Origin of the sequence: Kitasatospora sp. NPDC018058, assembly GCF_044327205.1 — a bacterium.
GTDB lineage: Bacteria > Actinomycetota > Actinomycetes > Streptomycetales > Streptomycetaceae > Kitasatospora.
Genome location: NZ_JBIRFA010000110.1, coordinates 1 through 7,007, shown reverse-complemented (window position 1 = coordinate 7,007; position 7,007 = coordinate 1). Strand labels below are relative to the sequence as shown.

Below are 7,007 nucleotides of genomic sequence, written 5' to 3'. Positions count from 1 at the left end.
CCGAACCGTCTGGCAGTGCCAGTCCGTCCCGGCATTGTCAGGGCTGCTTACCGCCCGCCTCGGCATCCCCCGAAACGAACTGCCCTCAGCTTCAAGCAGGTTGCTGCGACAACCCGGCAGTGCAGGTCTCTCACCTCACTCGACTCCATGGCGCCTCGTGGCGCACCCACCCGGTTCGACAAGACACCCGGCAGCTACCTCGCCGGCCTCCACCTTCGCGCCTCGATGATCTGGATCGATGATCTCCTGCTGACCACTGGTTGATCACAACATCACACAGGCCCTAGTAGGGCTTTGTTAGGTACCCCGGTTGATCACTGCCGAGTAGAGTGTGATCTTCTGTCAGGTGTGACACCTGAGGAGATGGAGGCGGTCCGCCCGCGCCTGGAAGCGTTCGCGGCGGAGATGCTGGGGTCGTTGGCGCGGCGGGACCAGCGAGCCAAGGGCGAGCTGTACCTGCGCGGGTTGATGCTGGACGGCAAGCGCAAGTCGATGCAGCCGATGGCCGAGCGCCTGGGTGTGGATCACCAGCAGCTGCAGCAGTTCATTGCCTCGTCGACCTGGGACTGGGCCAAGGTCCGTGAACGGTTGGCCCGTTGGGCGGTCGCTCACATCGCGCCGGAGGCGTACGCCATCGACGATGTGGGCTTTCCCAAGGACGGCTACGACTCGCCGGGGGTTGCGCGCATGTACTGCGGAGCGCTGGGCAAGCGCGGCAACTGCCAGATCGGGGTCAGTGTGAACCTGGTGTCCGACCGCGCGTCCTCGGCCGTCGACTGGCGCCTGTTCCTGCCCGAGAGCTGGGACGACGCCAAGCACACCGACGATGCGCTGCTGGCCGGGGCGATCCGCCGGCGCCGGGCGAAGGCCGCCATCCCCGGGGGTGAGCGACACCGGGAGAAGTGGCGCCTGGCCCTGGAGATGTTGGACGAGGTCCGCGGCAACTGGGAACTGCCCGACCTGCCGGTGGTCGCGGATGCCGGCTACGGGGACGCCACCGGCTTTCGCGAGGGCCTGACCGAGCGCGGCCTGGCCTACGCCGTCGCCGTCAAGGGCAGCACCACCGCCTATCCGGGCGACGCGGTCCCGGTGCGCCCGCCCTACAGCGGACAGGGGCGCCCGCCCGGTCCGGCCTACCCTGATCCGCACACCACCTTGCGCCAACTCGCTCTGGACGCCAGGCGATCCGCGCTCCGGACGGTGACCTGGCGCCAGGGCACCAAGACCACCAGGAACAACCCGCGCGCCGAGATGCGCTCCCGATTCCTGGCGCTGCGGGTCCGCCCGGCCAACCGGCAGATCCGCCGTGCCGTCGACGGCTCCCTGCCCGAGTGCTGGCTGCTGGCCGAGTGGCCACCCGGCTCGGCCGAGCCCACCGACTACTGGCTGTCCACCCTGCCCGCCGACACCCCGCTGCGCGAGCTGGTCCGTATCTGCAAGATCCGCTGGCGCGTCGAGCATGACTACCGCGAGCTCAAGGACGGTCTGGGCCTGGACCACTTCGAAGGCCGCAACTACCCCGGCTGGCACCGCCACACCACCCTCACCTCCCTCGCCCAGGCCTTCTGCACCCTGCTCAGGCTCGACCCAAAAGTCCCTGCGCCGGCCTGACCCTGTACGCGGTCCTCCGCGAACTCCAGGCCCTCCTGGCCACCTGGACCGGCGCCTGCTCCATATGCGGCCAACCCACCCCGGAACCCGAACCACACCACCGCACCTAACAAAGCCCTAGTAGTCGTCCTGAACGTCACCGCTGCGGACGACCATCCCCTCCTGAGTGCAACCATGCCACCTGGTCAGCGCGGAAACCGGCACTGCGATCAGTGGGCCGCCCATCGACTCGACCCAGATGGCGGAAGGGGCGGTCAAGCCGGCTGCGGCGGAGGAGAACGTCGTCACGGCGCCAGTATCCCTGGGGCCTCAGACAAACCGCCTTCTCGTATCACGAAGACTCCCAGTAGAAGCGTCCCTCCAACCGGTCGGGGCTGAGGAAGCCGAAGCCGTACCCGTATCCGAAGTTGAGGAAGTACCTGTCACCATCGTCAGGGCTGTCCTGAAGCCGGATGAAGAAGAGCCACGGCTCCTCGACCTGCGCTGTTGCATGCGGGAACGACGCAGTCCCGCCGAGATACTCCACCAGGTCGGCGCCGAAGAATTCGACGTCGTCAGGACTGTCGCCGCGCATGAACGCCTCCCACGCCACGTCGCGGGCCACCTGCCGCTCAAGGTGATCCGGCACTGTCGCGAAGTCCACATGGAACTCGACAGGGATCTCCTCTTCGTCGGGGCCCCACCGCCACAGGGTTCGACCGCGGGTGTCGGTGTCTCCGATGGACGCGAACGGCGGGATCCGGCCGCCAGGCTGAACGAGCAGTAGGCCGTCACCATCCTGCGGGCCGAGGCCACCCATAATGCGGCCGTCCTCTCCGACAAAGAGGTACGCGAGCCGGAGCTCGTCCCCGGGCACCGGAAACTGGCCGATGAACACCAGGGGGTGGCCGGTGACCGGATCAACTGGCCAGCAGGGCTCGTCGAGCCAGACCGGCTCGCCACCGAGCTTCGCGACCGGCGCGGTGATGGGCTCGTCCGCCGCCCGGAGCGTCAACGTCAGCCGCGGCAAGAACGCCGCGTCATAGGGGCCGCGCGCCCCCGCAGATGGTCGCGAAAACATGGCGAGAGCCTACGGCTCCGCGATGACAGACCGGGACCGGTGTCCCCGCGCTCGGCCTGGCCGAAGCCGGCGCGCTTGGACCGATCGTAGGCCTCCAATGCCACAAGATCAGCGACAGAGCCCGCGAACATGCTCATCACGGCACGCATGAGGACCGTACCGGCGACACGGTTCTGGATGGCCGATGCAACGGCCAGCGGTTCTACTGCTCCGGCGGAACGACAGGCCCGGGCAGGTCGAGGACTCGGGCGAGGGCGGCGGTGACGGGAGCCCGGTGGTCGGGCGGCAGGTGCTGGTGGCTCCAGTCGATGGCCAGCGTAAGGAAGCCGACCAGGTCGCGTTCGGCGCCGGCGAGCAGATCGCGAAGGCCGGTGACGGACAGTTCGATCACGGGGCTGTCGCTCTGCTCGGCGTCGACCGTGAGCCGGACGGTGTGGCCGGAGCGCTCCGCAACCGGTGACACGGGGTCGTGGCCGAACCAGAGCACGCCGTCTTTGTCGACGAGTTGGTGCCAGGTGCGCCAGTCCTCCAGGCCGTCGCAGCAGCCCGGCAGGAACGTGATCCCGGTGGATTGGTCGGTGACCCGCAGGCCGCCGGCTGCGAAAAGGGTGTCGAAGGTCAGCAGCCCGTGAAGGAAGGATCCGAGTGGATCGGCAGGCCGGGGCGGGCGGTCGTTGTCGGGGTCGTCCTCGGGGTCGATATCGTTGCAGCTGGCGATGCGCATCACGGCCGTCCCGACCTCGGCGGGCGAGAGCCCACCGCTGAGGGGCAGGAAGGCGGCTGGCCCGACCTCGGCGACGGGCCAGAGGCCGAATCCGTCAGGGGCGCGGTTCTCCAGGACGGGCTGCATCACGATCACCCGACGAAGTGTGCCGCACAGCCTGCCCGTGACGCCTCCCGATTACGCCGGGCTGCCTCACATCTGGTGAGCCCGAACCAGCACGGGAGACCGACAGGCCGCCCCAACCCATCCCTTGACACCGAGACCCGCATATTAGAGGGGTGCCGTCGGTGCACATCCGCTACGACAACTTGAAGCCCGCGGTGAAACAGGTGCTGTTCGGGCGCTTACGGCTGGAGTCGACCAGGTGGGCGTCGTTCAAGTCGTGGTACCAGTTCTCGGCTTTCTACTGCGCCCCTGGCGAGGCCGGGGCACACGAGAAGGGCGGCGTCGAGCACGAGGGCGGCCGGTTCCGCAGGAAGCACCTGGTGCCGCCCCCGCAGGTGGACTCGTTGGCGGAGCTGAACGAGCGCCTGGCCGCGATCGACGTCGCGGAGGACGCAAGGCACATCCACGGCCGTCCGACCTCGATCGGGTTCGACTTCGAGGCCGAGCGCGACCGGCTTCGGCCGCTGCCCGACGACGACTACGACTGCGGGATCGACCTGACTCCCACGGTCGCCCGCAATAGCCGGATCACGGTCCGCCAGGGCTACTACTCGGTGCCGGCGAAGTTCATCGGGCAGAAAGTGCGGGTCAAGCTGCGGGCGAACGAGTTGTGGGTGTTCGACGGCCGCCAGGTGGTCGCCCGCCATCCCCGCTTGACGCGCCGTTACACCTACCACGACTTCCTGGACCACTACCTGGAGATCCTGCTGGTCAAGCCGGGTGCGTTCGCCGGCGCCTCCGCGCTCGCGCAGGCCCGCGCGGAGGGCGGTTTCACGAAGGTCCACGAGGCGTTCTGGGCCGCGGCCAAGCAGAAGGCCGGGGACCGGGAGGGCACCCGAATGCTGATCGAGGTCCTGCTGCTGCACCGCCAGCTGCCGGCCGAGGCCCTGGTGAAGGCGATGGAGACCTGTCTTCGGATCGGCTCGGTGTCCACCGACCTCGTCGCGATCGAGGCCCGAAAGGCGATGGAGGGCACCGACGACGACGACGCCGAACTTCTCACCGGCGACGGGCCAGCCGACGACGCGGGCGGCGAGAGCGCGGGCCAGGAGGCGGCCGGGGCGAGGGTGATCTCGCTGCACGCGCGCCGCCTGCCGCCCGATCCACGCACGACGCTGCCCGACATGAGCAAGTACGACCGGCTGCTGAACCTGGGCACCGCCCGAGAGACCAGCCAGAACCAGAAAGGCCAGGGGGCATGACCCGCGCCATCACCCTCACCGACCACGACGCCGACCAGGACCGCGACCGGGAGCGGATCCCGCAGAGGAGGGTGTCCCTGCCAGGCGACCCGGAGGACATGCTCATCGACGAGGCATGCCGGGACCTGAAGCTGCCCGCATTCCGCGAGCGGTTCATCGAACTCGCCAGCACCGCCCGCCGCGAGCAGGCCACCTACAAGCAGTTCCTCCTCGACCTTCTGCAGGTCGAACTCGCCGACCGCGACGTGCGCCGTCAGCAGCGGCTCCTGCGGCTGGCCCGCTTCCCACGTCCCAAGCGGCTGGAGGACTTCGACTTCACCAAGAACCCGAACGTCACCCCGGAGGTCGTCGCCGACCTGAAGTCCCCCGGCTGGGTCCGCGAGGGCCGACCGCTGGTGCTGATCGGGGACTCCGGCACCGGCAAGTCCCATCTGCTGATCGGGATCGGCACCGCGATCGCGGAGGCGGGCCTGTCAGTTCGCTACACCACGACTTCGGCGCTGGTGAACGAGCTCGCTGAGGCCGACGCCAGACGGCGGCTTTCCTCGGTGATCGCCCGCTACAGCAAGATCGACCTTTTGTGCCTGGACGAGTTTGGGTATCTGAACCTGGACCGCAAAGGTGCCAAGCTGCTGTTCCAGATTTTCACGGAGCGCGAGGAGTGCAAGGCCACCGCGGTCGCGACGAACTCCCCGTTCACCGAGTGGGACAAGACCTTCGGGGACGCCCGCCTCTGCGCGGCCATCGCCGACCGGATCACCTTCCGCTGCACCCTCATTCAGACCGGCACCGAGTCCTACCGATTCCAGACCACCCAGGAATCCCTCTTCCCGGCAACGAAGTGACGACACACCAGCTCTGAAACACGCATCCTCGTCGGAGCCAGCCCAGCATGGACCGTGGTCGCGCCGGACACGCCTTGGTCATTGAACTACGGTGTCTGGGTATGAACACTGAAGGCTGGTTGGCAGACACCCGGACGTCCTACGACGCCGTCGCCACCAGCTATGCGGACCAGGTGCGTGACCTCTTGGACCAGACGCCCTACGAACGCGCGGCCCTGACGCTGTTCGCCGACCTTGTGCAGACGACCGGCGGGGGGCCGGTTGCGGATCTGGGATGCGGGCCGGGGAGGATTACCGCCTACCTGCGCGAGCTGGGCGTGGACGCGTTCGGGATCGACCTGTCGCCCGCGATGATCGAGGTAGCTCGGCGTGATCACCCCGGCCTACGGTTCGAGGTCGGCTCCATGACGGACCTCGACCTCGCCGACGCCTCGATGGCCGGCCTGGTCGCCTGGTACTCGCTGATCCACGTCCCCGACGACGAGATCGACTCGGTCTTCACCCACTTCCGGCGGGTGTTGCGACCCGGTGGTCCACTGCTCCTCGGCTTCCACGTCGGTGATGAGTCGCGGCTGAAGACGCAGGGGTACGGCGGCCACCCGATGAAGGTCTACGTCCATCGCCGTCAGCCCGGCCAGATGGCAGCCTGGCTCAACGATGCCGGCTTCACGGTCGAGGCGCAGATGACCCTCAGCTCAGCCGAGAGCACGCTCGGGGGAATTCTCTTCGCGCGCCGCCAGCCTGCTATTCAGTAGGGGCCCGTAGCTCGACTCGTCCCCGAGGCATGAGCAGGCGCGAGCCCCTGGCCGCATCTTGTCAGGGAGGCAGCCCCAGGGCCCGCAGCCACAAGCTATCGACACTCGCGCGCTGGCATCCCCTGGACACTCCGCCCCAACCGGCAGGTCACCCGATCAGTGGCTCCCGAACTCGCCGAAACGGCGCCCGTTCCCACCGAAAACCACGGAGCCCTGTCGAGTACATCCCCGCCACGAACAGCCCAACCCTGGTGCCCATCGCCACCGAAGACGTGGTCTCAATATGACCCGACTAAATCACCCGTCAGCACCCGCGAGGCGATGAACAGAGCGAGCACGTTCTCGTCCACCGGCTTCTGGAACCGCACCGGCAACGTGAACGCCCCCGAGCCACCCTCAGCTGACCAGCTCTCACCAGGCCCAATGGCCGCCTCGGCGCTGCGCCCCTTGGTGCGCTTGCCGGACTTCTGCCCCACGGTGGCGCCGCTGCGGACCTCGCATCAGCATCCATCGCTGCCGGCATTACCCTTCACCGTGGGTGGAAGTTGATTAAGGGCGTCCGCCAGTAGGTCATCGGATGCGGGGGCTTCGAGGCCGGGTATCCCAGCGGTAGAGGGTCCAAGCCCGTCTGATTAGGCAGCGGAC

7 protein-coding genes are annotated in these 7,007 nt (G+C 68.0%); 4 read left to right on the top strand and 3 right to left on the bottom strand.

The window, feature by feature from the left end; translation table 11 throughout:
* Positions 1–348: 348 nt before the first annotated feature.
* Positions 349–1,611, top strand: a complete 1,263-nt coding sequence (locus tag ACH4E7_RS45120) for an IS701 family transposase (protein WP_396255050.1) — start codon at positions 349–351, stop codon at positions 1,609–1,611.
* A gap of 117 nt (positions 1,612–1,728) precedes the next feature.
* On the opposite strand, the gene ACH4E7_RS45115 is transcribed toward ACH4E7_RS45120, so the two are convergent.
* From ACH4E7_RS45115 to ACH4E7_RS45105, 3 genes are all read right to left on the bottom strand, one after another.
* A complete protein-coding gene (locus ACH4E7_RS45115; protein ID WP_396255052.1) occupies positions 1,729–1,836 on the bottom strand; it encodes a hypothetical protein in 108 nt (35 codons plus the stop codon).
* A gap of 106 nt (positions 1,837–1,942) precedes the next feature.
* Positions 1,943–2,671, bottom strand: coding sequence for a hypothetical protein (locus ACH4E7_RS45110; RefSeq protein ID WP_396255049.1), 729 nt, complete (start codon positions 2,669–2,671; stop codon positions 1,943–1,945).
* A 202-nt stretch (positions 2,672–2,873) separates the two neighbouring features.
* Positions 2,874–3,521 (bottom strand): hypothetical protein, encoded by a 648-nt coding sequence (locus tag ACH4E7_RS45105; protein ID WP_396255051.1) that lies wholly within the window; start codon positions 3,519–3,521, stop codon positions 2,874–2,876.
* A gap of 152 nt (positions 3,522–3,673) precedes the next feature.
* On the opposite strand from ACH4E7_RS45105, the gene ACH4E7_RS45100 reads away from it, so the two are divergent.
* From ACH4E7_RS45100 to ACH4E7_RS45090, 3 genes are all read left to right on the top strand, one after another.
* A complete protein-coding gene (locus ACH4E7_RS45100) occupies positions 3,674–4,762 on the top strand; it encodes a Mu transposase domain-containing protein (RefSeq protein WP_396255048.1) in 1,089 nt (362 codons plus the stop codon).
* Positions 4,759–5,607 carry an IS21-like element helper ATPase IstB gene (gene istB, locus ACH4E7_RS45095; RefSeq protein ID WP_396255047.1) on the top strand — a complete coding sequence of 283 codons (849 nt, stop codon included), beginning with the start codon at positions 4,759–4,761 and terminating at the stop codon, positions 5,605–5,607. Before ACH4E7_RS45100 ends, istB begins: the two co-directional genes overlap by 4 nt.
* A 101-nt stretch (positions 5,608–5,708) precedes the next feature.
* The gene (locus ACH4E7_RS45090) at positions 5,709–6,362 is read left to right on the top strand and encodes a class I SAM-dependent DNA methyltransferase (protein WP_396255046.1); all 654 of its coding nucleotides are present in this window, start codon (positions 5,709–5,711) and stop codon (positions 6,360–6,362) included.
* Positions 6,363–7,007: the final 645 nt, after the last annotated feature.

What these genes read in the sequence shown, in the direction of transcription:
- ACH4E7_RS45115 (WP_396255052.1), bottom strand. Translation starts at nt 1,836, where the DNA reads ATGGGCGGCCCACTGATCGCAGTGCCGGTTTCCGCGCTGACCAGGTGG.
- ACH4E7_RS45110 (WP_396255049.1), bottom strand. Translation starts at nt 2,671, where the DNA reads ATGTTTTCGCGACCATCTGCGGGGGCGCGCGGCCCCTATGACGCGGCG.
- ACH4E7_RS45105 (WP_396255051.1), bottom strand. Translation starts at nt 3,521, where the DNA reads ATGCAGCCCGTCCTGGAGAACCGCGCCCCTGACGGATTCGGCCTCTGG.
- istB (WP_396255047.1), top strand. Translation starts at nt 4,759, where the DNA reads ATGACCCGCGCCATCACCCTCACCGACCACGACGCCGACCAGGACCGC.
- ACH4E7_RS45090 (WP_396255046.1), top strand. Translation starts at nt 5,709, where the DNA reads ATGAACACTGAAGGCTGGTTGGCAGACACCCGGACGTCCTACGACGCC.